General features: G+C 59.9%; 28 protein-coding genes. 13 read left to right on the forward strand and 15 right to left on the reverse strand.

The window, feature by feature from the left end:
• Positions 1-7 precede the first annotated feature (7 nt).
• Positions 8-739, reverse strand: coding sequence for a carbonic anhydrase (locus CCE89_RS04275; protein WP_086436736.1), 732 nt, complete (start codon positions 737-739; stop codon positions 8-10).
• A 159-nt stretch (positions 740-898) separates the two neighbouring features.
• On the opposite strand from CCE89_RS04275, the gene CCE89_RS04280 reads away from it, so the two are divergent.
• Positions 899-1,810, forward strand: a complete 912-nt coding sequence (locus CCE89_RS04280) for a hydrogen peroxide-inducible genes activator (RefSeq protein ID WP_086436737.1) — start codon at positions 899-901, stop codon at positions 1,808-1,810.
• Between the two features lie 149 nt (positions 1,811-1,959).
• Here the strand turns inward: CCE89_RS04280 and CCE89_RS04285 are convergent, their stop codons facing one another.
• From CCE89_RS04285 to CCE89_RS04305, 5 genes are all read right to left on the reverse strand, one after another.
• A complete protein-coding gene (locus tag CCE89_RS04285) occupies positions 1,960-2,634 on the reverse strand; it encodes an FMN-dependent NADH-azoreductase (protein ID WP_086436738.1) in 675 nt (224 codons plus the stop codon).
• 39 nt (positions 2,635-2,673) lie between these two features.
• Positions 2,674-4,155 (reverse strand): dihydrolipoyl dehydrogenase, encoded by a 1,482-nt coding sequence (locus tag CCE89_RS04290; RefSeq protein ID WP_234989929.1) that lies wholly within the window; start codon positions 4,153-4,155, stop codon positions 2,674-2,676.
• Positions 4,156-4,265: 110 nt separating this feature from the next.
• A complete protein-coding gene (locus tag CCE89_RS04295) occupies positions 4,266-4,832 on the reverse strand; it encodes a carboxymuconolactone decarboxylase family protein (RefSeq protein ID WP_086436740.1) in 567 nt (188 codons plus the stop codon).
• A gap of 99 nt (positions 4,833-4,931) precedes the next feature.
• Positions 4,932-5,420 carry a YHS domain-containing (seleno)protein gene (locus tag CCE89_RS04300; RefSeq protein WP_086436741.1) on the reverse strand — a complete coding sequence of 163 codons (489 nt, stop codon included), beginning with the start codon at positions 5,418-5,420 and terminating at the stop codon, positions 4,932-4,934.
• A gap of 145 nt (positions 5,421-5,565) precedes the next feature.
• Positions 5,566-6,387 (reverse strand): cysteine hydrolase family protein, encoded by an 822-nt coding sequence (locus tag CCE89_RS04305; RefSeq protein ID WP_200810279.1) that lies wholly within the window; start codon positions 6,385-6,387, stop codon positions 5,566-5,568.
• 311 nt (positions 6,388-6,698) lie between these two features.
• Here CCE89_RS04305 and CCE89_RS04310 point away from each other — a divergent pair, with 311 nt between their 5' ends.
• Positions 6,699-7,643: an AraC family transcriptional regulator gene (locus tag CCE89_RS04310; RefSeq protein WP_143255956.1), complete on the forward strand. Its 945-nt coding sequence runs from the start codon at positions 6,699-6,701 to the stop codon at positions 7,641-7,643.
• 298 nt (positions 7,644-7,941) lie between these two features.
• Here the strand turns inward: CCE89_RS04310 and CCE89_RS04315 are convergent, their stop codons facing one another.
• From CCE89_RS04315 to CCE89_RS04330, 3 genes are all read right to left on the reverse strand, one after another.
• Positions 7,942-8,406 carry a nuclear transport factor 2 family protein gene (locus CCE89_RS04315; protein WP_086436743.1) on the reverse strand — a complete coding sequence of 155 codons (465 nt, stop codon included), beginning with the start codon at positions 8,404-8,406 and terminating at the stop codon, positions 7,942-7,944.
• A 278-nt stretch (positions 8,407-8,684) separates the two neighbouring features.
• On the reverse strand, positions 8,685-9,758 hold the full coding sequence (locus CCE89_RS04325; RefSeq protein ID WP_086436745.1) for a pyridoxamine 5'-phosphate oxidase family protein: 1,074 nt from the start codon (positions 9,756-9,758) through the stop codon (positions 8,685-8,687).
• A gap of 76 nt (positions 9,759-9,834) precedes the next feature.
• Positions 9,835-10,455, reverse strand: coding sequence for a glutathione S-transferase family protein (locus CCE89_RS04330; RefSeq protein WP_086436746.1), 621 nt, complete (start codon positions 10,453-10,455; stop codon positions 9,835-9,837).
• Between CCE89_RS04330 and CCE89_RS04335 the strand changes: the two genes are divergently transcribed.
• The 6 genes from CCE89_RS04335 to CCE89_RS04355 all read left to right on the forward strand — a co-directional run bounded on the left by CCE89_RS04335 (position 10,423) and on the right by CCE89_RS04355 (position 13,663).
• The gene (locus CCE89_RS04335) at positions 10,423-11,532 is read left to right on the forward strand and encodes a LysR family transcriptional regulator (protein ID WP_234989931.1); all 1,110 of its coding nucleotides are present in this window, start codon (positions 10,423-10,425) and stop codon (positions 11,530-11,532) included. The two genes, CCE89_RS04330 and CCE89_RS04335, sit on opposite strands and share 33 nt — an antisense overlap.
• Before the next feature lie 118 nt (positions 11,533-11,650).
• Positions 11,651-12,259, forward strand: coding sequence for an outer membrane protein (locus tag CCE89_RS04340; RefSeq protein ID WP_086436747.1), 609 nt, complete (start codon positions 11,651-11,653; stop codon positions 12,257-12,259).
• Positions 12,260-12,291: 32 nt separating this feature from the next.
• A complete protein-coding gene (locus tag CCE89_RS15390) occupies positions 12,292-12,528 on the forward strand; it encodes a hypothetical protein (protein ID WP_143255958.1) in 237 nt (78 codons plus the stop codon).
• A complete protein-coding gene (locus CCE89_RS04345; RefSeq protein ID WP_143255959.1) occupies positions 12,521-12,847 on the forward strand; it encodes a hypothetical protein in 327 nt (108 codons plus the stop codon). Before CCE89_RS15390 ends, CCE89_RS04345 begins: the two co-directional genes overlap by 8 nt.
• A 71-nt stretch (positions 12,848-12,918) precedes the next feature.
• Entirely contained in the window at positions 12,919-13,206 is a 288-nt protein-coding gene (gene grxC, locus CCE89_RS04350) for a glutaredoxin 3 (RefSeq protein WP_234989932.1), read from the forward strand.
• A gap of 103 nt (positions 13,207-13,309) precedes the next feature.
• Positions 13,310-13,663: a Rieske (2Fe-2S) protein gene (locus CCE89_RS04355; protein ID WP_086436750.1), complete on the forward strand. Its 354-nt coding sequence runs from the start codon at positions 13,310-13,312 to the stop codon at positions 13,661-13,663.
• Between the two features lie 85 nt (positions 13,664-13,748).
• On the opposite strand, the gene CCE89_RS04360 is transcribed toward CCE89_RS04355, so the two are convergent.
• Positions 13,749-16,169 carry a TonB-dependent receptor gene (locus CCE89_RS04360; protein ID WP_327078636.1) on the reverse strand — a complete coding sequence of 807 codons (2,421 nt, stop codon included), beginning with the start codon at positions 16,167-16,169 and terminating at the stop codon, positions 13,749-13,751.
• 177 nt (positions 16,170-16,346) lie between these two features.
• Between CCE89_RS04360 and CCE89_RS04365 the strand changes: the two genes are divergently transcribed.
• The 3 genes from CCE89_RS04365 to CCE89_RS04375 are packed head-to-tail and all read left to right on the forward strand — an operon-like array spanning position 16,347 to position 18,909.
• Positions 16,347-17,360, forward strand: coding sequence for an NADP-dependent oxidoreductase (locus CCE89_RS04365; protein WP_086436752.1), 1,014 nt, complete (start codon positions 16,347-16,349; stop codon positions 17,358-17,360).
• Positions 17,361-17,374: 14 nt separating this feature from the next.
• The gene (locus CCE89_RS04370; protein WP_086436753.1) at positions 17,375-18,562 is read left to right on the forward strand and encodes an aromatic ring-hydroxylating oxygenase subunit alpha; all 1,188 of its coding nucleotides are present in this window, start codon (positions 17,375-17,377) and stop codon (positions 18,560-18,562) included.
• Positions 18,559-18,909, forward strand: a complete 351-nt coding sequence (locus CCE89_RS04375) for an EthD domain-containing protein (protein WP_086436754.1) — start codon at positions 18,559-18,561, stop codon at positions 18,907-18,909. Before CCE89_RS04370 ends, CCE89_RS04375 begins: the two co-directional genes overlap by 4 nt.
• On the opposite strand, the gene CCE89_RS04380 is transcribed toward CCE89_RS04375, so the two are convergent.
• From CCE89_RS04380 to CCE89_RS04390, 3 genes are all read right to left on the reverse strand, one after another.
• A complete protein-coding gene (locus CCE89_RS04380) occupies positions 18,906-19,352 on the reverse strand; it encodes a nuclear transport factor 2 family protein (RefSeq protein WP_086436755.1) in 447 nt (148 codons plus the stop codon). The two genes, CCE89_RS04375 and CCE89_RS04380, sit on opposite strands and share 4 nt — an antisense overlap.
• Entirely contained in the window at positions 19,352-20,695 is a 1,344-nt protein-coding gene (locus CCE89_RS04385) for an aromatic ring-hydroxylating oxygenase subunit alpha (RefSeq protein ID WP_086436756.1), read from the reverse strand. The genes CCE89_RS04380 and CCE89_RS04385 overlap by 1 nt, the downstream gene beginning before the upstream one ends.
• Before the next feature lie 95 nt (positions 20,696-20,790).
• Positions 20,791-21,453 carry a TetR/AcrR family transcriptional regulator gene (locus tag CCE89_RS04390; RefSeq protein WP_086436757.1) on the reverse strand — a complete coding sequence of 221 codons (663 nt, stop codon included), beginning with the start codon at positions 21,451-21,453 and terminating at the stop codon, positions 20,791-20,793.
• A gap of 280 nt (positions 21,454-21,733) precedes the next feature.
• Here CCE89_RS04390 and CCE89_RS04395 point away from each other — a divergent pair, with 280 nt between their 5' ends.
• The gene (locus CCE89_RS04395) at positions 21,734-23,077 is read left to right on the forward strand and encodes an aromatic ring-hydroxylating oxygenase subunit alpha (protein WP_086436758.1); all 1,344 of its coding nucleotides are present in this window, start codon (positions 21,734-21,736) and stop codon (positions 23,075-23,077) included.
• A 20-nt stretch (positions 23,078-23,097) separates the two neighbouring features.
• Positions 23,098-23,535 carry a nuclear transport factor 2 family protein gene (locus tag CCE89_RS04400; protein WP_086436759.1) on the forward strand — a complete coding sequence of 146 codons (438 nt, stop codon included), beginning with the start codon at positions 23,098-23,100 and terminating at the stop codon, positions 23,533-23,535.
• A 64-nt stretch (positions 23,536-23,599) separates the two neighbouring features.
• Here the strand turns inward: CCE89_RS04400 and CCE89_RS04405 are convergent, their stop codons facing one another.
• Both CCE89_RS04405 and CCE89_RS04410 read right to left on the reverse strand, forming a co-directional pair.
• Positions 23,600-24,379 carry an SDR family NAD(P)-dependent oxidoreductase gene (locus tag CCE89_RS04405; RefSeq protein WP_086436760.1) on the reverse strand — a complete coding sequence of 260 codons (780 nt, stop codon included), beginning with the start codon at positions 24,377-24,379 and terminating at the stop codon, positions 23,600-23,602.
• The gene (locus CCE89_RS04410) at positions 24,376-25,179 is read right to left on the reverse strand and encodes an SDR family NAD(P)-dependent oxidoreductase (RefSeq protein WP_086436761.1); all 804 of its coding nucleotides are present in this window, start codon (positions 25,177-25,179) and stop codon (positions 24,376-24,378) included. Before CCE89_RS04410 ends, CCE89_RS04405 begins: the two co-directional genes overlap by 4 nt.
• Between the last annotated feature and the right edge of the window lie 22 nt (positions 25,180-25,201).

A 25,201-nucleotide genomic window follows, 5' to 3' on the forward strand; every position in this document is an offset into this window, starting at 1 on the left:
CAAAGGATTATTGCGGAGCGACGAGGAGGCGTCCGTTGCGATGCTGAATGGAGCGAGCGCTCGGTCCCAGGGCACCGCGTAGCGCAGCGATCTGCTCTGCGCTTGCCTCGACCGGGGTGTTGGCGACGTGCCAGTTGACGCCTTCGCTACATGGCGGGGTGGTAAGCGAGCCCATGTAGCGATAGACCTCGACCCTCTCGGGAACCATGTCGTCGATGTTCACGGAAAGCGCCGTTCCGTCGCCCTGCTGGTGAGCGCTCAGCAGCGATGCAATCGCGGGATTAGCTGCACCCTCGACGAAGAAAACGCCGAGCACGCCAAGTTCGCCAGCGCTCGTCGCATGGACGAAATGCGCGACGAGTGGGTGGCGCTTTCCGTTCACGGCATGCTCGGCAGGGGTGTGGAAGTGGACCTGGAGGAGGTCGAACGCCTTGTTGCCGCTCGTCATTCCCTTGCCCTGTCCGGGGGCAAAGTCGATCTGAACCTTCTCTTTGCCGAGAGAGAGTTTTCCGGCGGCCTGCCCAAAATTGGTCGCCAGCGCCACCGTACCGATGGCATCGGGACCAGTCAGATCGATGGGCGACTGCATCTTGCCCGTGTCGCAGGCAGCATAATCGGTGCTTATTGCGCTCCAGAGTTCGGGCGTTTCGCCATCACCGAAGTTCCAGTCCTTTTGTTGAGCCAGGGCGGTTGCGGACGCGCCGAAAGCCAGGGCCGCGAGGATTGCAGTCGTCTTCATACAAGCTCTCCTTGGATTTTGCATCCGCTGCATGTCGACGCACTGCCGGGCGGGCAGATTGGTCTCCTACAGCTGGGTCGGAGGGCATATGTGTCAACGAAAGGCGATTATCCAATTCGAACTATTGCGCAAAAGTGATAAGTAAATCTAATAGGCCACATGCCTACACTCAAGCAGTTCGAAATCTTCGCCAAGCTCGCCGAGACCGGCAATATGGGAGAGGCAGGGGCGGCGCTGGGGCTTTCTCAACCGGCTCTCAGTCAACAAATGCGTGCCCTTGAGGCGCGCTTGGGAATCAAGCTGTTCGAGCGGGTGCCCAAGGGTATGGAACTGACGCCCGGCGGGCGTGAACTGCTTGTTCCCGCGCGCAGAGTGCTTGGGGCTGCAAGGGATTTTCGCGAAGCCGCCGACCGCGTGGCTGCCCGCCCTGTCGGATCCATTCGTTTCGGAGTGACGCCGACAATCGGCCCTTACCTGATGCCCTCGGTCATCCGGGAATTGCACAGGCGATATCCGGATTTGCGCCTTTACATCCGCGAAGGGATACCGGCGCAACAGCAAGCTGAACTCGCAGCGGGCGAGCTCGACATGGTCCTATCGCCCATGCCGATTAAGGGGCGCGGATTGCACGTCGAACCGCTTTTCCGAGAGCCCTTGCGGATCGTCGCTCCGCCGGACGACCCGCTACTTTCTCAGGAACGGCTTTCGGAGAAACATTTCGCTGACCGAACTTTTCTCACTCTGGACCACCGACATCACTATCATCGGCAGTTGGAAAATGTCTGCGCGAGACTCGGGGCAACGATCCTCGCGGATTACGAAGGCACGAGTCTCGATGCGCTGCGTCAGATGGCAGGAAGCGGCGTGGGACTGGCGATGTTGCCGGAGCTCTACATCCGGTCCGACGCCGGCGGGTTGAACGTCGTACAGATTGCCGAACCCAGGAATTGGCGGGAATATCGCAGCGTCGGTATCTCATGGCGTACGACGGCTGCCTATTCCGAACTCTATGCCGAAGTGGCCGAGATCATAGCCCAGGAAGCACGGCGCAGGCTGGAAGTGCGGACTTGAAACCGGCCACATTCTGCTTCCCGAAGACCACTATCGCGCCATCAGCTTTGCACCCATGAGCGGACACCTGATGATACAAAGGTGGCGCCAACATCAGTCAGACCGCAGCTGTCTCGGCAGGAGGGGAAATTCCCAGCCAAAGCACGCACTCATGCCGCCGACCTGGTCTGATTGGTCTGCAATTCAGGCGCGCCAATCAGCGTGTCGACCAATGGCTCGATCGCGGAAAATGCGGCCTCGGACGAAGCTTCGAAACGGGCATCGCCAAACTCCTGGTACTCGATCCCGACATGGTGAAACGCGTCTACGCCAAGATAGCGGGATGCCGTGCGGACATGCGGCGTCAGGTTGTCGCGCCCCTCATTGAGACCTCCAGTGGCGAAGCCGAACTCGCCCCACGATGTGAGCAGGTTCAAGGTCTTGCCTGCAAACACCGGTTCGAGCGGTGCATCACCGCGTGCGAGATCGAAGGTGAAAGTCTTGTCGACTCTCACAACCTGGTCGAACCAAGCCTTGAGCGCAGCAGGCATGCCATAATTATACATCGGCGTTGCCATGACGATTATATCGGCATCAGCCACTTCGGCGATCAGTTCGTCTGACAGCGCAAGAAGCTCTTCCTGCTCGGCGGATCGCTCTTTCGCGAACGCTGCCGCGATCCAGTCTTCGGTGATGATCGGTGGGGGATTGCTGCCGACGTCTCGCAATATGATCTCGTCTTGCGGGCGCCTTGCTTGCCAGCTCTCGATGAAGTGATCGGCCAGAGCACGGGTAAGGGAACGCGAGGTTCTGGCGCTGGCATCGATGCGTAGCAGTTTGGGCATTTTACAGGTCCCCTGGGAAAACGGACGAAACTTCGGAGGTCATGCGCCCGGTCCGCAGTCGATGCAGCGCATGGGGGGATTGGGGCCGAAGCCCAATGCATGATTGGCGGTTCTGAAAGCCGTCCGCACGCCTTCTTCGAGCACCGGGTGGTAGAACGGCATCTGCAAGATCTGCTCGACCGTCATCCCCGACTGGATGGCCCATGCAAGCAAGTGAGCGAGGTGTTCGGCCGAGGGGCCGATCATTTCGGCGCCGAGGAAACGCCCCGTGCCGTGTTCGGCGTACACCCTGAGCAGGCCCTTGTTGAGGCCCATGACCCGTGCGCGCCCCTGGTCTTCGAACGATACTTCGCCAATCGCGAAGTCGCAGCCCGATCGCTTCATCAAGGAAGCATAGGTTGCGCCGACTATCGCTATCTGCGGGTCGGAGAAGACGATACCGATGGGGGCACGGCGGGACCTTCGATAGGAATGCGGAAAGCGCGCCGCGTTCTCTCCGGCCAGCCGCCCCTCGTCTGCAGCTTCGTGGAGAAGAGGCAGGTCGAAAGCCGCATCGCCGGCAATAAAAATATGGCTGTCTCCAACGCGCCCGGATAGCGGATCGTAAATGGGTGCGCCTGTTTCGCTCAGCGACAGGGAGGTGTTTTCCAGCCCGATCTTGTCGATATTGGGCCTCCGGCCCGTAGCAGCGATGAGATAGTCGAAGCGTTCTTCCTGATTCGGTTCGTCGCCCCAGCGGACGACGACCGCATCGCCATCGCGCGAAATCCGGCTATCTGCATGCCAGATTGCCGCAAACTCGCCAGAGAAGGTATCGGCAGCGTAATCACGCACAAACGGATCGGTGAGCGGCCCGACGAGATTGTCCCTTCCGAACAGCCGGACGCGAACGCCCAGCCTGTGCAGTGCCTGGCCCAGTTCCAGGCCAATCACTCCCGCACCGAAGACAGCGACCGATCCGGGCAAATCGGTCCATTCGAACACGTCGTCATTGACGATCAACCGGTCGCCCGCGGCGAAGAACGCCTGGGGGATCGCGGGACTCGAACCAGTAGCGATGACGATGCTTCGTGCGGTGATCTTGCGCCCGCTGCCTAGCCGGAGCGTGTGATCATCTTCGAACCGGGCATATTCGCTGATCAGTTTTCCGTCGCCAAAGCCGAAAACCGCCGCCTCGACGAAGCCGACGAAACGGTCACGCTCGCTTCGAACACGGGCCATCACAGCCTTTCCATCGATTTCGGGAGCGCCATAGCGAACCCCGAAAAGAGGCGTTCTGCCGCCAGTATGAGCGGCTTCGGCAGCGGCGATAAGCAGCTTGGATGGCATGCACCCGACTCTCGCGCAGGTGGTGCCGAGAGGCCCGCCATCAATCAGCGCAACACGGTCGGTATATTGCGAAGCCTCGCGATAAGCCGCCATGCCAGCTGTGCCAGCTCCGATGATCGCTACATCGAAATCATATGCAGCTCCGCCAGAGTTGGGAGCGAAACCGTGGGTGAGGACATTTTGCTGTGTCACGGAACGAGATCCTGTTGTTTTTTCTGAGGCTGACGGGACGGCGAGCGAAGACCCTCGCCGTCCTTCCAGGTCACGTGAAGTGAGTGGAGCCGGGAGGTGCGGATCAGCTGTCAGGCAGCCGCGACAAGGTCCGGAGACCAGGCGTTGGGCGCGAATGCCGCGTCCAGTTCGGTTTCGGCGACATGGTTCGTGTAATTCGACATCACCTTGAGCGCCGTGCCGAGAATTACTTCGAGGATATGCTGGTGCGTGTATCCGGCGCCCAGGAAGTTCTCGACATCGGAAGGTTCCGGCCAGCCACGCGTTTCATTGATCACGGCTGCGAAAGTGCGAAGCGCTTCGAGCTTCGCGTCTGCGATCGGCCGGTTTGCGCGCAGTGATTCGATCACATCTGCGGGGACACCCGCGCCTTGAGAGATCGAGGTATGAGCCGCCATGCAGTACTGACAGCCATTGAGCCTGTTGTTGGTCATCAGAATGATCTGACGCTCGGTTTCGGACAGATCGGTTTTGTCGAAGATGCCTGCCAGGGTCATGTAGCCCTCTAGAATAGTCGGTGCTTCGGCCATGGTGCCAAGCAGATTGGGAATGAAACCATAGGCGCCCTTGGCAGCGCTCAGGAGCGGTTGTGCATCTTCGGGGGCCGTTTCGATGTTGTGGGTGATGAAGGAGGTCATGGGGGGACTTTCTGATCTTAGGTTTGTTGGGGATGCGTAGGAATTGGGGGCCTTCGACGGACGGCTGACCCAGCGAGGGAGCCAGCCGTCCGGCGAGTGTCAGAGGTCTTCGACCTTGCTGTGCTTGATCGTTGGCCATTTCTCCTCGGCCGTGCGCAGCGTGTTTTCCTTGTCTGCGAGGTAGCGCTGGAAAACGGCGGCGTTCACGAAGAGGTAGAGCTTGCCATCGACGATGTCGGCAAAGCGCGGATCTCCATCGAGCTTCTTGCCGAGCGCAACTGCGTAAGCGCAGAAGCCGCCATACTGCGGAAGGTAGCGTTCCGGGTCGGACTTGAAGCGTTCGGCCGTCATTTCGGAAGCGAAATAGTAAGCCACTCCATCATGGACGACGGCATGGGTTGCCTCGCCAGGCGCGACCGCGTTCATCGTGCTCAGGACAACTGTATCGACACCGTGAACGCCAAGGCCAGCTCCATCCAGCGTGTAGCCGGTGGTCACATTGTATTCGTCCGCAGCGTGAGCAGGGATCGCGGCAAGGCCTGCCGAAAGTGCGATGGCGAGAGCCAGGTTAGTTGGATTGATACGCATAATGAGTCTCCTTGGGATGATGGTTGAGGGGGACGGTGACCGATGAAGCCGGATTGGGGGCTCGTCGGCATTCTCGGTCACCGTCCGGTCGGCTGGAGCAGGGGGAGAGGGGTCAGGGACTCCAGCCGAAGATCAGGATGCTGGGCTATTGACTGCGATAGGCGGCCCTGATGGCTTTCACCGTGTTGGCGGTGTTATCGACAGCGCTGGCGATCATGCGGAAGTTCACCAGCGATGCGTCGTAGCCGTTGTAATGTTCGGTGATCGCGCCAGCTGTCGCATCGGTGACGACCATGACTTCAAAGCCCGCTTCGATGAGCGATCGCATGTGCGATTCCGTGCAGAGGTTCGAAGACATCCCGCCAAGGATGACCTTGGAGATGCCAGCCTTGCGCAGCTGAAGGGCGAGATCATTACTGTCCGGCCCGTACACCTTGTGCGGGCTGGTCACGATCGTGCGGCCATTATTGATGAAAGGCTTGTATCGTTCGAGCCAGTCCGCGCCTGAACCTTCGAAGCCTTCAAGCGTGAGGGCATGCGGGCGGTCGAACATCCCGATCGAGTGCATCAGTGTTTCAAGCGTGCCTTCGAACTGCCAGCGATGATCGTGTTCGAAATAATAATGAGGGGAAACGAAGACGGGCATGCCAGTCTGATCGGCAACCTCGAACAGTGCGCCGAGGTTTTCGACGGTTCGGTTATTGGTGATGCTTTCACCCACCACGCCCCAGGTCACGCCATCGGGTGACAGAAAGTCGTTCTGAGGGTCGGTGATGACGATGGCGGTGGTAGCCGGATCGATCTCGAACCCTGGCATCGGCAAGCCGTCGTTGACCGGCGGCTGTGTCGCCGTCGCAGCGCGGGATTCTTCCTGTGCCGACACGCTCGCAGTCGGCATGCCGATAGTTCCGATCGAGGCGAGCAAGGCAAATGCCAGCTTTCGCGAAGTACCTGGGGGACAGTTCATAGCTTCTTCCTCAGCAAGTGTTTCAACCTGCCAACTCGGCTTGGTTCGGAAGTCCGGAGCAGAGGATCGAATTGCGGGGCTCGCCGGAGTTGCCGTGGAGTTGACGCTGACCGGATTACGTCGATCCGGGGATCCGTTCTTGATCGAGCCCGACAAATTCTTGACCCGGCCTGCCAAATTTCGCGAAACCGGCTATAGACGGGGCTGGGTCGCCGCAGGGAAGGTAGGCGGGACGTGCTTTGGTAGAAGTTTCGACGCTTTTCGCTCGCAAAGCGATCGCTCAAGCGCGGCCTGCGACGGCCGAGCGCGCCTTGGCTCGCATCGGGTTGACCCGCGAGATGCTCGCCGATCCTGCCAGCCGTGTAGCTGTCGAGATGCATCACCTGCTTTTCGAGACATTGGCCGGGGAGGAGCGACCGGCCATCAGCTTTCACATGCGGACATCGGCGTCGATGCGCTGCGAGGATTTCGGCCCGCTCGGGCTTACGATCAAATCGGCACCAACACTCCGACGGTCCTTCGAGCGGCTTGACCGCTACGCGAGGCTTTACAATCCCTATTCGACGTTTTCCCTGGCCGACCGTGGGTCGGAATACTGGTGGATCAATCATACCGCGGCCACCGGAAACGACGGGGTCAGGCTTTCGAACGAAGCTGCGCTGGGAACCTTTGTCTCTCTCTGGCGCGATGCCAATGGTGACGAGTTCAACCCAAAGCGTGTTCAGTTCACCCACCAGCCGGTTGGTGATCTGAAGCCGCTCGAAGACCATTTCAGATGTCCGGTGATGCACGGCGCTGATGTCGATGCGATCATCATGCATCCGCAGGATGTCGACCGGCCCAACCGCGTCGGCGACCAACACATCTGGAAGTTCCTGCGCGAGCATCTCGAGGAGATCCTGCGTGCGACCGAGCCGGATCGGATTGATCGCGAGGTCGTGATCCAGGTCGCCAGCACGCTCAGCGATGGTGTGCCGAAGCTTGACGAGGTAGCGTGCCACCTTGGCATGGGAAGCCGGACTCTTCAGCGCCGACTGGCCGATCTCGGCCACAGCTACCAGTCGCTGGTGGACGAGGCGCGTCGGGAGGTCGCCTTGAAACTTGTGAGCGAAGGGCGTCATTCGCTCGTCGAAGTCGCCTTTCTCACTGGATTTTCGGAGCAAAGCTCCTTCACACGTGCTTTCAAGCGGTGGTCCGGCAAGACGCCCCGATCCTATCGCGGCAAAGCGCCCGGAATGGCCGCTATTCACAGCTAGAACCGTGCTGATCGTGATGCTCCGCAGATCGCTGGCTCGTCCGGACAGGTCGCCTTGCTGCAAGAAGTGGCCAGACGGACCAGCCAAAGGCCACGAGAAAGAATAGCGCCTGGGCGGCGATGGCTATGGAGCCGAATGGGAGCGCGAATGCCCCGCTGCCCCAGATTGCAATCAGGAGCCAGACCATTCGATAGCGGTGTCCCCACTTGGGATCTTCGCGGAGAAGGCAGTCAAAGCAAAGGTGCATGGCATTTGTTCCGTCGCCTGGGTGAAGAGGGTGGCGGAGGCAGCTTGAGCCCTAGAGGCCAAGCTCGCTCAGACCGGGGTGATCGTCGGGGCGCCGACCGAGGGGCCAGCGGAATAGACGATCCGCTTCTGCGATAGGGTGCTCATTGATGCTGGCATGGCGGCGCTGCATCAGGCCGTCATCGGCGAACTCCCAATTCTCGTTGCCGTAGGCGCGAAACCAGTTTCCGCTGTCGTCATGATATTCATAGGCATAGCGGACGGCGATACGGTTGCCGCCGAAGGCCCAGAGTTCCTTGATCAGGCGGTAATCAAGTTCCTTTGCCCATTTCCGCTCGAGAAATTGGCGCGCCTCGTCGCGGCCTTCGGGAAACTCGGCGCGGTTTCGCCATCTGGTGTCCTCTGTATATGCGAGTGCTACCTTGGCCGGATCGCGGCTGTTCCAGCCATCTTCGGCCAGCCTGACTTTTTCGCGGGCAGATGCTTCGTCGAATGGGGGCAATGGGGGTCGTGACATTCACTCAGTTCCTTATCTCGAAGGGGGAAGGGACGATTGCGCAGACTCCGCGAAGGCAGCTTCTGCGAGCATTGCGGTCTCTGATGTGTCCGATTGCGGGTGGTTGGTTGGCGCGTCCGCCGGGAAAGGAGAAACGAGCAGCAGGAACAGCAGATAGAGTCCTGCAACCACGCGAAAGGAAACCGGCTCACCTGTAGTGCGGCGGTCGCTGCTGGCAGGCGAAGGGACGTAGCCCAAGGCGAGTTCTTCAAAGGCAGGCATTGGTATGAGACCGAAATTCATGGGCTTATCTCCGGGAAGGCGCTTCCCAGCGCGGAAGCAGCGTTTTTGGGACGCAAAGCGTTTTCCTGCGTTGGGTTGCGGGCATTGACGGATCGAGAGGCAACATCATCCCACGACCCCGTCCGGATCGATTTAGCCGAGAACGCGTTCTCGCGCATTGTCCATCGCAAGTTCGAGGCTCTCCGACGCAAGACGATCTTGCTCGGTCGGAATGTCCAGATCCGTTCCGCGCCCTCGAAAGCGATAATGTCCGGCGAGTCGGTAATGACCTGGGCCGTGCCTGCTAGTTGCAGGATGTCGCCTGTCTCGAAGTCGATGAAGATCAAGCCGGCGCGCGGATTGATCAGGAAATTGCCAAGCGTGTTGAAGTGAAAATTGCCCGAGAAATCGGGGATCGTCAGAAGTCCGTCGTCGTCGACCCTGACGAAGCCGGGTTTGCCGCCTCGGTGCGATACATCGACCTCTCTTTGGCCTGCGCGATCTGCATAGGAACCGACGAAGAAGGTATCGGCAGCCGCGATGATCGCACGGGCATCCTCGGTCAGGTCGTTGACCTCTTCCACCGGCTCATGCGCAGGCCGATCCCCGTCATCGACAAATGCGAAGTCGCGCAACTGAATATATTGCGGACAATTGCCGAAGGCATGGCCCACCTCGATTTCCAGCGAGTTGCCCGATGCTCCCGCTATGGTCCCGTTCATCCGGTTGCGACGGCGGGTATGGAGCTCGATCCCGAGCATGCCGATCGATGCACCGGCTATCGCTCCGGCTGCGGCAGGATCGGCGGGGTCCGGCCTGGCGCCAACGGTGAGGGACGTGGCGGAAGGAGATTGAATGAAGCCCGGCTGTCCCGTCAGTATCGTGGGCCAGACGTCTCCGGCATCGTCGACGGTTGCCACGAGGATGAAGGGCAATCGCGCATAGAAGTCGCGATGCTGTTCGGGCATGAAATCCCGAACGACTTTCGCGCCGATCTGCTCGATCCGCTCAGCCATGCCAACCGACCGTTGGAGGGCGATCTCGCCCTCGTGGAACAGGCTGTGCCTTGGTGCTTCGATGGATTTTTTCATGACCAGGATCCGGGACAAAGGAAGACGAGGCGGTCGCACCGCGGGAGGAGACAACGCAGCCGCCCCGCCGGGGTTGTCAGGCCGCAGCTGCGAGCCCGACCGGGGTCTGTTGGAAAGGCACGAAACCGGACAAGGCCTCGATACGGGCGAGCCAGGCTCTGACTTCGGGATAGCCGGAGAGATCGACGTTCCCTTCGGGCGCGCGCGCGATGTAGCTATAGAGCGCAATGTCGGCGATGCTTGCCTGGCTGACGCTGGCGATCCAGTCGCGGCCTTCCAGTTCTGCATCAATAACGGCCAGGACTGCGTGCGCGCGGCCAATGACTTCGTCGGCATCGAAACCCGCGCCGAAGGCCGTTATCAGGCGCGCTGCCGCCGGTCCGAATGCAATCTGACCTGCGGCGACTGACAGCCAGCGCTGGACGGCGGCCGCTTCGGCGGGGGACTCCGGCAGCCAGTCCGTGCGGCCGAACTTCTTTGCCGCGTAGACCAGAATCGCATTGGAGTCGGCGACGACCGTTTCGCCGTCGACCAGAACCGGCACCTGACCGAAACGGTTCAGCTTCAGATATTCGGGCTGCTTGTGCTCGCCTCCAGCGAGGTCGAGGTCGACGACGTCGACCCGGGCATCGATCAGCGAAAGGAATAGCCGCGCGCGGTGGGCATGGCCGGAAAGCGGGAAGTGATAGAGTTTCATGGGGATCGCTCCTGGTTGAATTGCGGCCGGCGCATCCGGCTGCCTTCATCTGGGGCAATCCGTTTCTCGAAAGAACCGAGATTGTTCTTAATTCAGTGTTTCGCCAAGCGGAATAATAGCGCTTGTCTGCATCTGATTTGGCGGTACCCTTCGCCACCCCACTTCTGGCGGAGAAAGATTCTGGACCGGATACATGCCATGCGCGTGCTCGTTCGCATTGCCGATAACGGGAGTTTTGCCGAGACCGCTCGTCAGCTTAATATGAGCCCCCCAGCAGTAAGCCGTGCCGTGGCAGGTCTGGAGGACCTGGTCGGTGCACGCTTGCTCACGCGCACGACACGGTCAGTCAAGCTGACCGAGATCGGCGGGCGTTATGTCGATGACTGCAGACAGATTCTTACAGCAATCGAGGAAGCCGAAGCTGCCGCATCAGGCTCGTTCGCAAAACCGACCGGCAGCCTGACGATTACGGCATCTGTCATGTTCGGGCAGATATACATCCTGCCGATCGTCACGGAGTTCCTGGACACCTATCCCGAAGTGACGGGCCGTCTGGTATTTCTGGACCGGGTGACCAATCTGGTGGACGAAGGATTGGATGTCGCCATCCGGATCGGCCACCTTCCGGATTCCAGTTACAGCGCGATCAGGGTCGGATCAGTAAGGCGTGTGGTCTGCGGCGCCCCCGACTATTTCGAACGCGCGGGTATTCCGGCAATGCCTGCCGATTTGACAACGCATCGGATCATAGCCGCGACGAGCGCATGGACATCCCTCGATTGGAGGTTTGGCCGAGGCGAAAAGGAAACCGTCCGGGTATCTCCGAGCCTATTCTGCAATTCCAATCCTGCCGCGATCGAAGCTGCGCGATCCGGCTGGGGCCTGACCAGAGTTCTTTCCTATCAGGTCGGACCTGATCTGGTCGCAGGGAAGCTTCAGACAGTGCTTGAGGAGTACGAAGAAGAGCCTTTGCCCGTGCATATCGTCCATCCCGAAGGCAGGAACGCCTCTGCAAAAGTCCGGGCTTTCGTCGACTTCGCGGGGGAAAAACTGCGAGCCAATCGCTTCATAAATTGAAAGATCGCTGTTCCATTTACCGGAATAATATGTTTCACATAGTCCCAATTATCACGAAATCCGGTTGAGCCTATCTCTCCGTCCGACCCCGCTTCAGGGGCAAGACACGGAGATAGAAATGAAAACGAAAGTACTACTTACAGCCCTTGCAAGCTTCGCCGGGTTCATCGCAGTGCCCGCTCAGGCCGAGACGTTCGACGGCCCCTACGTCGGTGTGCTGGCCGGCTATAACAGGGCAGAGGTTGCAGACCGCACGATCGAGGCCCAGCCCATTGACGCAGAGGTGTCGCGCGAAGCCTTGGTGCTCGGCGGCTATGCCGGCTACAACTACAAGGTCAATGATCGCCTGGTAATTGGAGCCGAGGCTGGTTTCAGCGGCGCCTTCGATGACGAACTGCGCGCTCAGTCTGCGGGCGGCTCGGTCACAATAGATCCGCGCTACAGCTTCGATCTTTCCGCCCGTGCGGGCTACCTCGTGAATGACAAGACGCTAGTATATGTTCGTGGCGGTTATGCCAATTCGCGGGTTCGCACGACGCTGGTTTCCGATGACGGCACCACCCGCGCATCCGACAATCTGGACGGCTGGCTCGTCGGCGGCGGTGTCGAACGCGCCTTGACCGACAGGATCAGCGCCCGTCTCGAATACCGGTATACCGACCTTGGCAACAACGGCGGTCAGTACGACCAGCACCAGGCCCTCGTCGGCATCAGCTACAACTTTTGACCCGCAGTCCGGTGCCGCCGCCACTTTAGGCGGTGGCACCCACCCATGCGGCGCTGGAACCAGCCATGAAATGGACTTACACGAAACTCGCCGAACCCGGTCTGGGTCTGCCAGCCTTCAGACTTCAATTGCTGATAAATGCATCATTCGTCAGCGGGTCCTTGACCGGCGCACTGCTGAACATTGCCGCAGTTGCCGCCGTTGCCTTCGCCAAGCGATACTTGCCCGCCATAAGCGACCCCAAACGCGCTTCGCCCTGCCATGGCTGAGCCATCGAATGAACGCATTCTCAGCCAGCTCCGACTGGCCCTGTTGCGCGATTGCGGCTGCGAGGAGACGCTATCGCATGCCGAGAATACCGCCCGTGAGGCGGGGCTTTCAGGGGCCGAGATAGACGCAGCTCTTGTCGAGCGCAGCTTCGATGTGCGGACCTCCGCAGTCCTCGCCTTCGGCTGCGCCCTGAAGAGCGGCGATCGGTCGGCTAGAGCCGAGGCAGAGAAACAAGCCCTGGCATCCGGACTGACCAGAAAGGAGCTCGAGTTCTTCGAGACCTTTGCCCGCCAGCTGATCGACCTGAAGCATGAATAACCGGCTGCCGAGCACTTCGCGTAGCAGGTCCTGTCACGGAACCGCCCACCTCGGACGGTCCGAACTACTCAATGGAGAAGAAAATGCCGAAAATTGAAATCTACACCAAGGACTATTGCCCCTACTGCGCTCTGGCAAAGTCCATCTTGCAGCAGCATGGCGCCAGCTATGCCGAGCACAGCCTCACCGAAAATCCCGCTCTGTTCGACGCTATGATCAAAAGATCCGACGGAAGGCGAGCGGTCCCGCAGATTTTCTTCGATGGTAAAGGCATCGGCGGTGCTGATGAGCTGTCCATGCTGGACGAGTGCGGCCGACTTGACGAACTGCTTGAGCCTCTGCTTGCCGACACTGCCTAGCCTTCCCTTCCGGACATCTCAGGCTCTCAATATTCGTAGCTGGTAAAACACTCGCTGGTGCCGGATAGAAAGTCAGACTGACTATCGCACCGTGGGGATACAATTGACCGGCAACTGGCACAGGATCTGTGACATTTCGGAGTTTCCGGAAGATGGCAAGCTGGCGGCATCTGCAGGCGGTTGGGAACTGCTGATCGTCCAGCACGGTGACGATTACTTCGCCTACAATGATTGCTGCACGCATCAGGCATCACGCCTTTCGACGGGCCGTGTTCGCCGGGGGACGATCATGTGCCCACTGCACGGCGCCCGCTTCAAGGTTGAGACAGGTGCATGCATAGGCGCCGGTTACCCCGCTCTGCGCCAATTCCCCCTTCGCATCGACGGCGGAGCGCTAACGGTCGAACTGCCGGACGCGCCCCCGGGTCCGGGCGAAAAGCCGGTCGGGAATCCTTAGATACGCGCAGGCTCTGAACGGGCCGCGCTCAAAAAAAGGGGCGGGAAAAATCCCGCCCCGTCCAAACCGAGAGAGCGCTCGGGAATTAAAAGCGTTTGATGAGCTCCACCATCACCGTCCGCGGAAGGCTGCCGAAGCCAAGCTGATCGGCTTTGGTGCCGACAGCTGTTCCAGTGCCGACGCCGGTCGAGGGGCCATCGACCACACCTGTCACGTAGAACTCGTTGGTCAGATTCTTGCCGATGACGCCGATTTCCCAATTGCGGTCCTCTGCGCCGAAACGGATGCCTGCGTCGATGGTCACAAAGCTATCCTGCCGCGAGAGAGGATTGCCAAAGCCCGACGGCAGATAGCTGTCCGAGTAACGGCTATCGACGCTGAAGCTGAGCCGGAAGTCATCGCCGACGAAGGTGTCGTAGGCGGCGCCAAGGGTCCCGGTCCATTCGGGCGCAACCGACAGCGGTGCTCCCGTCAGGTCCTGCCGGGCGCTGATCCCGCCGACCAGGGTGCAACCCTCGGCGATCGTCTGGCCCGCATAGCAGGGCGCGCCTGCAAAGTCGGTGTATTCCGCGTCGGTATAGTTGATCGAACCGCGCAAATTGAGGCCCGGCACGCCATTGGGGGCGAACTCGAAATCGACCTCCACGCCGCGCGTGCGCGCATCCGCCGTCAGGGTCTGGAACGCGAAGATGGGCGAGTTGAAGAAGTCGACCTGGAGATCGGTGTAATCGTAATCGAACACCGTCAGGTTCAGGCGAAGCTGATTGTTAGCCAGCGTCGACTTGATACCGATTTCAAATCCTTCGGCCTCTTCCGGCTCGAAGGTCAGGTCGGCCAGCGGGTCGGGTGAGAACTTCGAGTTGATCCCGCCGTTCGAGAAGCCGCCCGACTTGTATGCTGTCTTGTACGCGCCGTAGATCAGCAGGTCGGGATTGGGCTGGTAGGTAAGCGTCACCTCCGGCGACCAGTTGTCGAAGTTCTGGCTTGCGGTGATTTCACCGAGGCCGTCAGGGTCGTTCTGGTCTCGGAAAATGCCCTGCACACCCAGGTTGTTGTAAGGCTGGGTGAAGAAGCTGTCCTTGGATTCGTCGGTATAGCGGACACCGCCAGCCAGCTCGAGCTCGGGCGTGATGTCGAAGGTCGCCTGACCGAATACGGCAAAGGTCTCGCCATTGGTGAAGCTCGTCTTCGTCGTGGCGAGATACTGGTTTTCAGGGGCGGCCGTATCGTCGCGCAATCCGGCAAACATGACGAACTGGTCGAAGTCGCGCTTCGTGTCCTGATACAGTGCGCCGATCATGACATTGAACGGCCCGTCGAACTGCGTGAGGAGGCGCAGCTCCTGCGAGAACGCCGTCCAGCTCGCGTCTTCCGTCGCCCAGGTGCCCGTGTTGTCGCCCGTCTGGAAATCGCAGACGCACAGCCACTGGTTGTTGTTCCACTGGTAGTTGGTGACCGAGGTGATCTGGAAGCTGTCCGCCTCGTAAATAAGATTGCCGGTAGCGGCGAAGGATTCGTAGCGGTTGTAGGGCTTGCCGTCCGCCGGAGCGAAGGGGAAGTTTGCCGCGATGTCGGTCGGCAGATTGTTCTGCCGCGTGATGAAGTCGGCCTCGCAAGGCAATCCGGTCAACTGGCTGTCGCCGCTCGGCAGCCCGCAGGCATAGACGGCATAGTTCCACGAGCTGTTCTGCGTCCGGTTGTAGTTGTACGATGCCTTCACCGTTGCAGTCAGCCTGTCCGATGGCTCGACCTTGAAGGTCGCGCGGCCGAGGAACTCTTCCTCACCCGGCTGATCGCTGGTGACCGGCGTTGCGGTATGAACGATGGCATTGCCAGCGCCGCCGCCGATGACGTCGATGATGTCGATGGTCGTATAGCTGCGGTCGACCTGAATATTGTCGTAGAGGCCGCCTTCCATCTTCGAATAGCGCGCCGCAAGACGGATGCCTGCACTGTCGCCGAGCGGCATCGAGGCGATACCTTCGAGGCGCCATTGTTCGGCGTTGAATTCGTATCCGGCCTTGGCGATGAACTCGGGATCGGGTCCGGGGTCCTTGGTGGTGAAGGAAATCACGCCCGCGGTCGCGTTCTTGCCGAAGAAGAGCGCTTGCGGACCTTTCAGAACCTCGACGCGCTGGAGGTCGAAGAAGCCTTCGTTGATGATCCGGCCCTGACCGTAATAGGCGCCGTCGACGACGACCGCGACCGACTGCTCGATACCGATGGAGGTCGATGACGAGCCGATGCCGCGCAGGGTCAGCTGGGCACCCGAGCCGTTGGAGGCACGCCCGACATTGAAGTTGGGGGCAATCGCCGCGATCTTTTCGACGCTTGTGATATCGCGCTGCTCAATCAGCTCTTCAGAGAACGCAGTAACCGCAACCGGCACGTCCTGAACGCTTTCTTCGCGTTTGCGGGCCGTGACCACGATCTCGGTAAGGCCACCGGCTTCGATGCCGGTTTCCTGCTCTTCAATCTGAGCGTGAGCCGGTGCGACGAAGAGCATTGCGCTCCCGAGAATCGACGAACCTAATAACAACGAGCGTGCTACGCGCATGGTGAAAACCTCCCCTTATTTGTGGGTTGGTGATTTACGCAATCGCATGCCAGCTTGCGCCTAGCTGATGTATTAGGTGGCTCTCGGAGCCAAAACAGGCAGATTTGCCTGAAACAAGGAGAGGTCATGATTTCGCGACAATATTGGCGGCTGGATGCACGGCCCGAAGGACATGACTATGACGCCGCGCTTTCTCTGGTCGAAGAGCCGGTGGAGGCTCCTGCGGACGGGCATGTTCTTGTCGAAGCGCAGTATCTCTCGATGGATCCGGGCGTGCGCGTCTGGATGACAGCTCGAGAGGATGGCTATTCGCCTCCGATTCCGCTGGGGACTCCGATGCAGGGACAATTCATCGGCCGTGTGGTGCAATCGGCACATCCCGATTTTGCCGAGGGAGATCTCGTCCGCGGCTTCGGCCACTGGGCGACTCACTCGACCGTCGATCCGGCACTGGCGGGCTTGGCGAAGCTCGATGAGGACGTGGCCGACGTTCGCGATCATTTCGGCGTACTCGGCCTCAATGGCTGGACCGCGCTGTGCGGCCTGACGCATGTGCTCGAGCTCAAGGAAGGGGAGACGGTGCTGGTCTCGGCAGCCGCCGGTGCGACCGGCAGCGTGGTGTGCCAGATCGCCCGAAACATGGGCTGCACGGTCATCGGGATTGCGGGCTCCGACGAGAAATGCGCCTGGCTGACAGAAGACCTCGGGATCAATAGCGCGATCAACTATAAGACGCAGGACGTCGCAGCAGAGCTTGAAAAGATCGAAGGCGGGATCGACGTCTATTTCGAGAACGTTGGCGGCGATCTGCTCGATGCGGCGCTTCCCAACATGGCGCTATATGGCCGCATCGGCATTTGCGGCCTGATTACAGGCTACACCAGCGAGAGCGGGAACCCCGGCCCGGCGCATTTCGACCAGATCCTGATGAAGCGCCTGACGGTGAAGGGCATCTTCCTGCCGGACTTCATGGCCGAGGGTCGCGATTATTATCCGCCGCTGCGCGAAATGTACGACCAGGGCAATCTGGTCGGAGAGTTCGATGAAACGCAAGGGATCGAAAACGTATTGAACGCCTTCACGCGCCTGATGACCGGCAAGAACACAGGCAAGGTCATCGTGGCCCTGGGCCAGGATTAGCAAGGACGAGGATCATGACCAAAGTCGAACGCTTCGAACGTATCGGCGATGCTGCCGAGGCCATGCTCGACTACGTCGAGAACAAGCATACGCAGCAATGCGACAGCACTCTGACGGTGCCGCATGCGAGCTATGTCGACCCCGATCGCTGGCAGCGCGAGATCGACCTCGTTTTCAAGAAGGTGCCGCTGATGCTCGCCTTCACTGCCGAGATGCCCGAGCCCGGCGACTACAAGGCGATGGAAGCGGTCGGGATGCCGATCCTCATCACCCGCGACAAGCAGGGCGAGGTTCATGCCTTCCTGAATGTCTGTTCCCACCGCGGCGCACCGGTAGCGGAGGAAGGCCACGGCAATTGCCCCCGTTTCACCTGCCCGTACCACGCGTGGACATTCGGGCTCGACGGCAAGCTGCTTGCCGTCTCGGAGAAGCACTTGTTCGGCGAAGTCGACAAGCACCAGCGCGGCCTGCGCGCGCTTCCGTGCGAAGAACGCAGCGGCATGATCTTCGTCTGCCTCGATCCCGATGCGAGCATGGACCTCGACGACTTCTACCAGGGTTTCCTCGGGGAGTATGACGATCTCGAGTTCGACAAGTGGACCTTTCTGGGCAGCCGGACGATCTACGGTGCCAACTGGAAGATTGCTTTCGACGGCTATCTCGAAGGGTATCACTTCAGCGCGCTCCATCCAGAAACGGTATTCCCGCGAACGCCGTCGAACCGCATGCATTACGCTTTCTTCGGCCCGCATATGCGCATCGGGTTTCCGCACCATGCGATCGGCGACAATCTGAAGGGTCTGCCCCGCGAAGAATGGGGCCACCAAGAAAACAACGGCTTCGACTTCGCGCGGATCTTCTTCCCCAATGTTTCCTGCTTCATCGCTCCCGAAGTCACGCAGATCGCGCAACTCTTCCCCGGACCGACGCCCGACAAGAACCGCACGGTGCTGAACTATCTGAGGCGCGAACCCTACAAGGACGATGCCGATCGCGAAGCCACCGAGGCGGCGCTGAACTTCTTCCGCGATGTGACGTACGAAGAAGATTACATCATCGGCGAGAAGATCCAGAAGGGCCTCGAAAGCGGCGCGCACGAGGACGTCATCTTCGGCAAGAACGAGGTCGGTAACCAGCACTTCCACAAGTGGCTCGACTGGTATCTCGCAGAGGATCAATCGGCGCCTAAGCCTGCCTCATGACGATCACCGTCATCACCTTGCTCAAGCGGCGCGAGGGGATGAGCCGCGAGGATTTTCGCGCCTATTACGAAAGCAATCACAAGCTGATTGGCGAGAAAGTGCTCGGTCCTTACGCCACCCGTTATGTTCGCCGCTACATCGCGCCTATCGACGGGGTCGATGAAGGACATGACTACGATGTGGTCATGGAAATCGACTTTCCGGGCGAGGCGGAGGTCGAAGCTTTCTTCGCGGACATCGCCGATCCCGAGACAGCCGAACGGATAGCAACCGATGAAGCGAAGCTGTTCGACCGCAGCCGTATTCGCGCATTCCGGCTCGAGCGCGAGGAACGTTCCGACCTCTAGGCGTCGCTCACCTGCTCGTGGATGATGCGATAGGCGCGCTCCACGAACAGCCACTGACCGTCACGCTTTTCGAGCTTGTCGTCATACCGGCCAGCGCCGCGCACGATCTTGCCGGTTTCGGGATGCTGGTAGACCTCGTGAGTGTAGGCAGTCGAGGTCGCCTTGTCCCCGTCGACCTCGATCGCGCCAGGCTCCATGAAATAGACCATCGGCTTGGTCATGTTCTCGAGGCCATAGACCTTCATCGATTCGATCCAGTTAGAGACGATGGTTTCCTTGCCGACGAATGTGCCGAGGTCGGGATATTCGGGCAGATACCAGGACGCATCCTCGGCCCAGATCGAACCCCAGATGTCGGAATCCACGCTCATCACGCCATGCGCATGGGTGTTCATCAACTCGCGGATCGCGAGCCTGTCTTCAATCGGTCCTGTAAATGCCATCAGGGCCTCCTTCCTTCGAGCCAGTCGTTGAGCACTTCATGGAAGAAGCGCACGCGTGTTTCCTGCGCGGACAGATAGGCATCGCCATAGCCGCGAGAGTGCATCCCGGCCTGCATGCCTTCGGCCAGTTCCATGTCCTGATAGACGATCTGTCCGGCGAGTTCGGGAATGCCGCGCCCTTCGTCGAACACGCGGTGTTCGCATTCGTCCACTTCGCGCAGGGGTTTGGGGCCCGCCATAATGGACTCGACCTCTTCCTGCCCTTCGACGGGGAAGGCCATGCACCAAAGGTCGAAATAGCATTTCTCCGGATCTTCGGCGTGCGGTTCGCTGCGGAAGAAGACAAGGTTGTCCGGCAGGAAGCTGATCGTCACGTTCGGGAAGATCACCGTATGCGGACTGTCGGTGATTTCCTCGTCATCGAGATGTTCGTAATGCAGGTAGCCGCGTTCTTTCCAGAGCTTGCGCTTGGCCGCCTTGAGGTCTTTCCACCCCTCCATCACGAAGTCTTCGTAGCTGTCGTATCCTTCCGGGTCGATGTCCCAGCTTTTCAGGATTGCTGCGAAGACCTCGTTGAGGCCGCTGGCAGGCCGGTCGGTGAGCGAGGGTCGCATTGGCTGGACGGTCCGCCCGTGCCCCTTGGGCCACATCTCATGACGCGCCGTATCTACATCCTGGTCGATCCACGGCGGCACCTGCGGGTGTGCGGTCCGGGTGTGATAGCTTTCGGAGAAATTGTCTGTGACGAATTTCCAGTTGGCGTTCAATTCGATGCGATACCATGCGACCCGCACAGCGGTATCCATGGGGTAGTTGCGATAGAGCGCAGGCATTGGCTCGAGATAGTCGAGCAGGTCCGGTCCATCATCGTCCATCGTGTACCAGACAAAGCCACCCCAGGTGTCGCAGCGCACTTCCTTCAGACTGAGCTTGCCACACGGATTGCCTTGCGGAAAATCTTCGGCGTCCTGCGCATGTTCGAGCACACCGTCCTTGCCCCAGCGCCAACCGTGATAGGGGCAGGTGAAGGAATCGAGCGAACTGGAATCAGAAACAAGCCGCATCCCGCGATGGCCACAGGCATTGTAGAAGGCACGTACCGAGCCATCTTCCTGCCGCACCGCGATGACCGACTCTTTCATGAAGTTGTGGACGAGGAAATCGCCCGCTTCGGGAATGTCGGCGAGGCGGCCTGCGACATGCCAGATCTTGGTCCAGAGCATGTCCCATTCGCGCTGCGCGAACTCGCGCGAGTAATAGCGATCACCATCGATCGGGTCGCCGCGCAGATTGGCAGGGTCACGACCGTCGATCGGCGGTGGGACCTGTTCCTGATTGGTCATGAGCTCTCTCCCTCGTGCAATCGCAGGCCATTGTGGACCTGCGACGAGGGACAACAACTATCACTAAGGCGAAAATACAGGCAGGTGTGCCGGTTTTAGGGCTTGGCCGTTCGGTAAACTTCCTTGACGAGGTCGACCAGCTTGTCCCTTACCGCCCGCCGCCGCTCCTTGTCGGCGAAATAGGGCCTGTTGATGAGCAGACCGAGATGCAGCGAAGCGGCAAGGTCGTTCGCCAGCAACATTTCCTTTGGCGCGCCCATCCACTGAGGCAAGGCCTTCTCCATCTCGCTCATCCATTCACGCTCGAATGCATTGGTTGCAGGCACAAGAATCGCCTGCAACTCAGCGTCGGTGCGAGCCGCCATCAGCAGTTCGAGATAGGCTGCATATTCGGGCGTCTGGACGCTGTGCCAATGAACATCGGTCGCCACTTCGATCGCCCTTGCAGGATCGCTATCCTCGATCGTCGAAAGGTATTCCGAAAGAAAGCGCTCCAGCCGCTTGTGCAGCACGTGGTCGATCAATGCGGCCAGGAGCTCGGAGCGGTTCGCGAAATGGTGATGCATCGCTCCTCGCGAAACGCCCGCCCGATTGATGACTTCGACCGTCGTCAATGCCGCGTACCCATCTTCCACCAGACAGTCGGTCGCGGCATCGAGAATGACTTCGCGCGTCATCGCCGCCTTGCGTTGCTGCCACCGCTGGGGTTTGGCTTCGGGAATGGCAGCGGTCTTTCGGGCGGATTCGGCTGGCGGCATGGCATCTTCGTATATCGCCTGGCCCCGAGTTGTCACGCAGGCCCTAGCGAAAAACTCAGTAGGAGCAGAGGCGGTCAGGAGATAGAAAACAGGCAGATATGCCGGTTTTAGGAGGGAATTGTGAGCCTGGCACGAACGCAAACCTTGAGCGCGGGCGCAAACTTCGCGGTCTGAAAGATAAGCGCCTTGTCAGCGAAACACTCTCACGATCGCCAATGGTTAGGCCATGTATTGACCGTATGATCCGCCCGAAAAGATATAGACAGGAGAGTCCAGGACCATGAACATCCAGCACGGATCATCGCGCTATGCGCAAGGGGCCGACCAACCGGTTCGTGGCGATCGCATCACGGCCGATCGCTATATCTCGCGCGAATGGATGGCGAAGGAGTTCGAGAACCTCTGGCCCAAGATCTGGCACCTGGGTGCCGTGACCGCCGAGTTCGAGGAAGAGGGTGATATCGTTCGCCACAATTTCGCGAACGAATCCATCATTATGGTGCGCCAGGCCGACGGTTCGATCAGGGCATTCTACAATGTCTGTCCCCACCGCGGAAACCGGCTGGTGCTGGGCGACATCGCTTCAACCGATCGTATCACCTGTTCCTACCACGGGTGGCAGTTCGACACTTCGGGTACACTCATCAACGTGCAGGATCCGGAGGACTTTCCCGGCGGCAACCCCTGCGGCAAGGTCAAGCTGACCGAACTGCGCTGCGAGACCTGGGGGCCGTTTGTCTTCTGGTGCATGGACGATGACGTACCGCCCCTACTCGAATGGCTCGCGCCTTATCCGGAAAAGCTCGAGGGCTACGGCCTCGAAAATTGGGTGCGGGCGATGAATCTTTCGTGCGATGCGGACTTCAACTGGAAGATCATTCGCGACAATTTCAACGAAAGCTATCATCTCCCCACGATCCATCCCGAACTGTCGACCTTCATCAATGACGGACTCGATGACACGGTCTTCGAGATGTACGACACCGGTCACAATGCGATGTGGATGAAGGGCCATCAGGCAACCACGCGCCAGCAGTTCGAAGCCGTACCCACGCCGCTCGATGACATCGCCCGCGCCTGGGGCGTTGATCCGGACGAATACGAAGGACGTCCGAACGATATTCGCGAGGCGATCATCAAGGCGAAGCGCGAACTTGGGCCCGGGCGTGGCTACACCAACTACCACGCGATGAGCGACCAGCAGCTGGTGGACTATTTCCACTGCACGATGTTCCCCAATCTCACGCTCACCATGTCGCCCGAGCAGTGCCAGATCCTGCGCACGGAGCCGCATCCGACGGATCCCGGCAAATGCGTATTCCAGCACTGGTGCCTCTATCCGCCGGTCGAGGGCATGGAAGAAGTCGAAAGCCCGATAGGCATGATCCCGCTCGAACATGACGCGGTGCAGCGCCACTCGGTCTATGGCGATGGCGTGAGCCTCGGTTTCATTGCCGATCAGGACCTTTCGATCGGCAGCACCCAGCAACAGGGTCTCAACTCGCGCGGCTTCAAGGGCTGCATCCTCAGCTATCAGGAAAAGCGCGTCCAGCGTTTCCATGAACTGCTCAACGACATGGTCCTGGGCGGCCCTACCCCGCCGCAACCGCCCATCGGCGAATAGGGAGACCGCTTGTGCCTCAAATGCCTGAAGACGTCCGCACCGCGATAGAACGGCTGATGATCGACTATTGCTACAATGTCGATGCGCTCGAAGACATGGACCGGTTCCTCTCCATCTTCACTGAAGACGCTGTGACCGACATGACGGCAATCGGCCTGCCGCTGATGAAGGACCGCGGCGAGCTCAAGGCGTTCTTCGAAGGCGTATTCGAAACGATGAGCCACCACTTCCACTTCATCAGCAACTTCCGCCCTGAAAGCTGGGATGGCGAGGTTGGAATCATGCAAGCCTATGTCATTGGCATGGGACACTCAAAGGACGGCAATACTGTCGCCGTGCAGGTCCGTTACCGCATGGAGTGTATCGAGACCGCTGACGGCTGGAAGTGTCGCCACTACACGATCACTCCGATGATGCCGCTGCCTGGATCGCTCGACGAGATCCACGGCGACCGTTGATAGATATTCGGGCAGCGCCCCCGAGCGGCGAAGGGCGCGCCCGGCGATATCCGGACCCGATTTTCTATACCGATGCAAATCCGCCGTCGATCACCAACTCGTCGCAGGTCATGAAGCTGGCTGCATCCGAGCACAGGAACACAACGCCTCCGCCGATCTCGCCGGGCCTGCCCATGCGCCCGATCGGATGGCGCGCGGAGGTGCCGGCAATAGCCGTGTCGACATCGGGCATCACGCCCAGATCGACATAACGCTGGAAGATGCCCTCCAGCATACCCGTGTCTATGCCGCCGGGATGGAGGCTGTTGACGCGGATATTGTGGCCCAGCGTGGCGAATTCTGCGCCCATGCATTTGCTGAGCATCGCGACCGCTGCCTTGCTGGTGCAATAGGCGGCGTTGAAGGGCGCGCCGCGAAGCCCTCCGACGCTCGAGAAGTTCACGATCGAAGCGCCGCTCTCTCGAGCTTTTCCGCCTTGCAAAAGCATCGGCATGAGAGCCTGTGTGCCGATCACCACACTGTCGACATTGACTGCGTTGACCTTGTGGAACTGTTCGAGGGGCGTTTCCTCGAACTTGGTCACGATGGAAATGCCCGCATTGTTGATCAGGGCATCGAGGCGGCCATATTCGCGCTCGACCAGTTTCCCGACAGCCACCCAGTCCTCAGACTTGGTAACATCGTGAGAGAGATAATGGGCGTGGCCCGTACACTCAGCATTGGAGCCAAGGTCGGTCGCGATGACGCTGGCGCCAGCGGCTGTCATCGCCTTGACGATTTCCCGTCCGATCCCCCCATTGGCACCCGTCACAACCGCGACTACATCCTCGAGTCCTATCGTCATTGTGCTGTCCAACCCCCATCGATGACCAGCTCCGTGCCGGTCATGTAGCTGCTGTCAGGCCCCGCCAGAAACGCCACGGGGCCGGCTATCTCGCTCGGCTGGGCGAGCCGTCCCATCGGCGTCGCTTCGTTCATGCCGTCGATCAGGTCCTGCACCTTTTCTGCGGCACCACTGTCGACCCAGCGCTGGAAGCCGGCATGGAGAAGCGGCGTTTCCACGAAACCCGGGTGCAGCGAGTTGGCGCGGATAGGCATTGTCTTGGCCGCGAATTCCATCGCGATGCCCTTCGTAAACATGCGTACGGCGCCCTTGCTCGTGTTGTAGGCGGAGACTTCGCTCATGCCGACGAGGCCCATGATCGAGCTCACGTTGATGATGCTCGAGCCGCCTTCGACGACGGTTCCGCTCTTTGCCAGCATTGGGGTGAAGGTCTTCGTCCCCAGGAACACGCCGTCGACATTGATCGCCATGATCCGCCGCCAGTCTTCCATGCGAATATCCTCGACGGCGCCGGTAAGATCGGTACCGGCATTGTTGACGAGGATGTGGAGTTGGCCGTGACGCTCTGCGACGAATTGATGGGCGCGCTGCCAATCCGTCTCGCTGGTCACATCTGCACGAATATAGTCGGCGCGCAGGCCGTGATCTCTGATAATCTTGTTCGCTTCGTCTTCGCTATCGAGATCGGCGATCACGACAGCTGCACCTTCTGCTGCCAGACGTTCGGCACACGCCCTGCCGATCCCGCGAAGCCCGCCGGTTATGAACGCGACGCGCCCTTCTAAACTCTTGCCCGACATTCATGCACCTCCCGCCGTTAAT

Origin of the sequence: Altererythrobacter xiamenensis (assembly GCF_900177715.1) — a bacterium.
GTDB lineage: Bacteria > Pseudomonadota > Alphaproteobacteria > Sphingomonadales > Sphingomonadaceae > Erythrobacter > Erythrobacter xiamenensis.

Coding starts and splice junctions, on each gene's coding strand:
- CCE89_RS04345 (WP_143255959.1), top strand. CDS start 12,521: ATGGCTGAGCCATCGAATGAACGCATTCTCAGCCAGCTCCGACTGGCC.
- CCE89_RS04285 (WP_086436738.1), bottom strand. CDS start 2,634: ATGCCCAAACTGCTACGCATCGATGCCAGCGCCAGAACCTCGCGTTCC.
- CCE89_RS04395 (WP_086436758.1), top strand. CDS start 21,734: ATGAACATCCAGCACGGATCATCGCGCTATGCGCAAGGGGCCGACCAA.
- CCE89_RS04300 (WP_086436741.1), bottom strand. CDS start 5,420: ATGCGTATCAATCCAACTAACCTGGCTCTCGCCATCGCACTTTCGGCA.
- CCE89_RS04385 (WP_086436756.1), bottom strand. CDS start 20,695: ATGACCAATCAGGAACAGGTCCCACCGCCGATCGACGGTCGTGACCCT.
- CCE89_RS04280 (WP_086436737.1), top strand. CDS start 899: ATGCCTACACTCAAGCAGTTCGAAATCTTCGCCAAGCTCGCCGAGACC.
- CCE89_RS04330 (WP_086436746.1), bottom strand. CDS start 10,455: ATGAAACTCTATCACTTCCCGCTTTCCGGCCATGCCCACCGCGCGCGG.
- grxC (WP_234989932.1), top strand. CDS start 12,919: ATGGAGAAGAAAATGCCGAAAATTGAAATCTACACCAAGGACTATTGC.
- CCE89_RS04405 (WP_086436760.1), bottom strand. CDS start 24,379: ATGACGATAGGACTCGAGGATGTAGTCGCGGTTGTGACGGGTGCCAAT.
- CCE89_RS04315 (WP_086436743.1), bottom strand. CDS start 8,406: ATGTCACGACCCCCATTGCCCCCATTCGACGAAGCATCTGCCCGCGAA.
- CCE89_RS04410 (WP_086436761.1), bottom strand. CDS start 25,179: ATGTCGGGCAAGAGTTTAGAAGGGCGCGTCGCGTTCATAACCGGCGGG.
- CCE89_RS04360 (WP_327078636.1), bottom strand. CDS start 16,169: ATGCTCTTCGTCGCACCGGCTCACGCTCAGATTGAAGAGCAGGAAACC.
- CCE89_RS04340 (WP_086436747.1), top strand. CDS start 11,651: ATGAAAACGAAAGTACTACTTACAGCCCTTGCAAGCTTCGCCGGGTTC.
- CCE89_RS04365 (WP_086436752.1), top strand. CDS start 16,347: ATGATTTCGCGACAATATTGGCGGCTGGATGCACGGCCCGAAGGACAT.
- CCE89_RS04375 (WP_086436754.1), top strand. CDS start 18,559: ATGACGATCACCGTCATCACCTTGCTCAAGCGGCGCGAGGGGATGAGC.
- CCE89_RS04370 (WP_086436753.1), top strand. CDS start 17,375: ATGACCAAAGTCGAACGCTTCGAACGTATCGGCGATGCTGCCGAGGCC.
- CCE89_RS04275 (WP_086436736.1), bottom strand. CDS start 739: ATGAAGACGACTGCAATCCTCGCGGCCCTGGCTTTCGGCGCGTCCGCA.
- CCE89_RS04295 (WP_086436740.1), bottom strand. CDS start 4,832: ATGACCTCCTTCATCACCCACAACATCGAAACGGCCCCCGAAGATGCA.
- CCE89_RS04335 (WP_234989931.1), top strand. CDS start 10,423: ATGGCCGGAAAGCGGGAAGTGATAGAGTTTCATGGGGATCGCTCCTGG.
- CCE89_RS04325 (WP_086436745.1), bottom strand. CDS start 9,758: ATGAAAAAATCCATCGAAGCACCAAGGCACAGCCTGTTCCACGAGGGC.
- CCE89_RS04305 (WP_200810279.1), bottom strand. CDS start 6,387: ATGAACTGTCCCCCAGGTACTTCGCGAAAGCTGGCATTTGCCTTGCTC.
- CCE89_RS04380 (WP_086436755.1), bottom strand. CDS start 19,352: ATGGCATTTACAGGACCGATTGAAGACAGGCTCGCGATCCGCGAGTTG.
- CCE89_RS04400 (WP_086436759.1), top strand. CDS start 23,098: ATGCCTGAAGACGTCCGCACCGCGATAGAACGGCTGATGATCGACTAT.
- CCE89_RS04390 (WP_086436757.1), bottom strand. CDS start 21,453: ATGCCGCCAGCCGAATCCGCCCGAAAGACCGCTGCCATTCCCGAAGCC.